Here is a 2,152-nt window from a genome sequence, read left to right on the forward strand (position 1 = left end):
GTAAACCTTCCAGAGAAAGAGAAGCATGAAGACATCTTTACGGGATTAGATGATCAGGCAAAAGAAAAAGCGAAAGCGATTCTAAAAAATGAAAAGAAACAATTAGCGGAATTAAATGTCGATCTTCCAAATCATAAATTTTTCATGAAAAAAGATGATAAATAATTGAACTATGCCGTATCTTTCGTGTGGGCAACCGAAAGGTACATATGTGAGGAGGCTGTCTTTGGAGCAGCTTCCTCTTATTATGTAGGTTGCTATCGTTGTCGTTTTTTGTTGGGAAGTCGATATAATTTCATTTACCAGATCACGTTGTTCACGAGAGAGCAAATTAGAGAAAAATGGTAACTTCTGTTATAATATAAGGAGAGAAATATTTCTTATGTTATATAAAAAAAATATTGATTTTTTCTAACAATTCAATATAATGAACAATAACTACAAAATTCGACATCAAGAAGTGATGATGAGGACATGATCAATTTTTTACGATTCTCAGAGAGGGAGGCCTTTGGCTGTGAGCTTCCTAATACGGGAAAATCGATTACCACCTCTGAACTGCAGCAGTGAACGGATATCTAGTAATTGCTTGCCGGCAAAAACCGTTATTTAGACTTGAGAAATTGGTGAAGTGTGTCACTTTACTAATTGAAACAAGGGTGGAACCACGAATACAACACTCGTCCCTTTTTTAGGGAGGAGTGTTTTTTTATTTCATTTTTGCATCACACTAGAATTGGAAGGAGGATACGCAGCATGCATCATGATGAGAAAAACAAAATTGGTTTAACAGTAGCACTTTCTATCGTAGTAGGAACTATTATTGGGTCTGGTGTGTTTATGAAACCAGGGAGCGTATTAGATTACTCGGGGAGTTCTAATATGGCAATCCTTGCTTGGGTAATTGGTGGTCTGTTGACGTTAGCAAGTGGTTTAACAGTAGCCGAAATTGGAGCGCAAATTCCGAAAAATGGTGGGTTGTATACGTATTTAGAGGAGATTTATGGAAGTTTTTGGGGGTATTTATCTGGCTGGATGCAAACGATTGTTTATGGACCAGCTATTATTGGAACGTTAGGTTTGTATTTTAGTTCTTTAATGATTAATTTTTTCTATTTAGATAAAGTATGGAATTTACCAATCGCAATTGGAACAGTTGTGTTCCTAGGCGTTATAAATAGTTTGGGAACAAAATATGGGGGCATCGTCCAAACGGTTACGACAGTTGGAAAGATGATTCCGATTATATTAATTGTTGTGTTAGGGTTTTGGAAAGGGAATAGTGATATCTTCAACGTAGTTGTACCGATATCAGAAAATCAAAGTATCGGGATGGCAATTTTAGCAACTTTATTTGCTTATGATGGTTGGATTTTACTCGCTTCTATTGGCGGAGAAATGAAGAACCCAACAAAGTTATTACCGAAGGCAATGACAGTTGGTATTTTAATTGTAACTGCTGCTTACGTATTAATTAACTTAGCGTTATTAAATGTATTACCAGCAACGAAAATTGTGGACCTTGGAGAAAATGCAACAGCGACAGCTGCAGGCATGTTACTTGGAGAATATGGCGGGAAAATTATTAGTATCGGTATTATCATTTCTATTTTCGGCTGTTTAAATGGAAAGATTTTAACGTTCCCACGTATTCCGATGTCGATGGCAGAGCGTGGACACCTTCCGTTTTCTAAGTTTATCGCAAAGGCACATGAGAAGTTTAAAACACCAGCGAATGCGATTACTGTTGAAATCATATTAGGAATTATTTTAATGCTTATTAGTGATCCGAATAAGCTATCTGAGATTTCCGTATTCATTATTTATATTTTCTATGTAATGACGTTTATTGGTGTCTTCATTTTAAGAAAGCGTAACAAGGATAAAGAGCGTGCATATAGTGTACCGTTATTCCCGATTGTACCAATCGTTGCGATTTTAGGGTCGTTATTTGTACTTGGAAGTGCGATTATTAACGATCCGGTAAGTTGCTTCTTATCAATTGGAATTGTATTTACTGGACTTCCGGTGTATTGGTACTTAAATAAGAAGAAAGAAACTGGAGTTTAATGATTGAAGGGCAGGCGTATAATACGCCTGCCTTTTTTGCTGTGAAAAAATTGTACTTGCGTCCACTTTCTCTTTTGGTTAC

The 2,152-nt window shown here is 36.4% G+C and carries 1 protein-coding gene and 1 other annotated feature; the gene reads left to right on the top strand.

Going from position 1 to position 2,152, the window contains the following annotated elements; translation table 11 throughout:
• The first annotated feature begins 454 nt into the window (after positions 1 to 454).
• Positions 455 to 691, top strand: a binding site (T-box leader).
• 65 nt (positions 692 to 756) lie between these two features.
• Entirely contained in the window at positions 757 to 2,070 is a 1,314-nt protein-coding gene (locus V7038_RS22705) for an APC family permease (protein ID WP_002112704.1), read from the top strand.
• Positions 2,071 to 2,152 lie beyond the last annotated feature (82 nt).

The organism is Bacillus sp. JJ783, from assembly GCF_036963225.1.
GTDB classification, from domain to species: Bacteria; Bacillota; Bacilli; order Bacillales; family Bacillaceae_G; genus Bacillus_A; species Bacillus_A cereus_U.

Coding starts and splice junctions, on each gene's coding strand:
- V7038_RS22705 (WP_002112704.1), top strand. CDS start 757: ATGCATCATGATGAGAAAAACAAAATTGGTTTAACAGTAGCACTTTCT.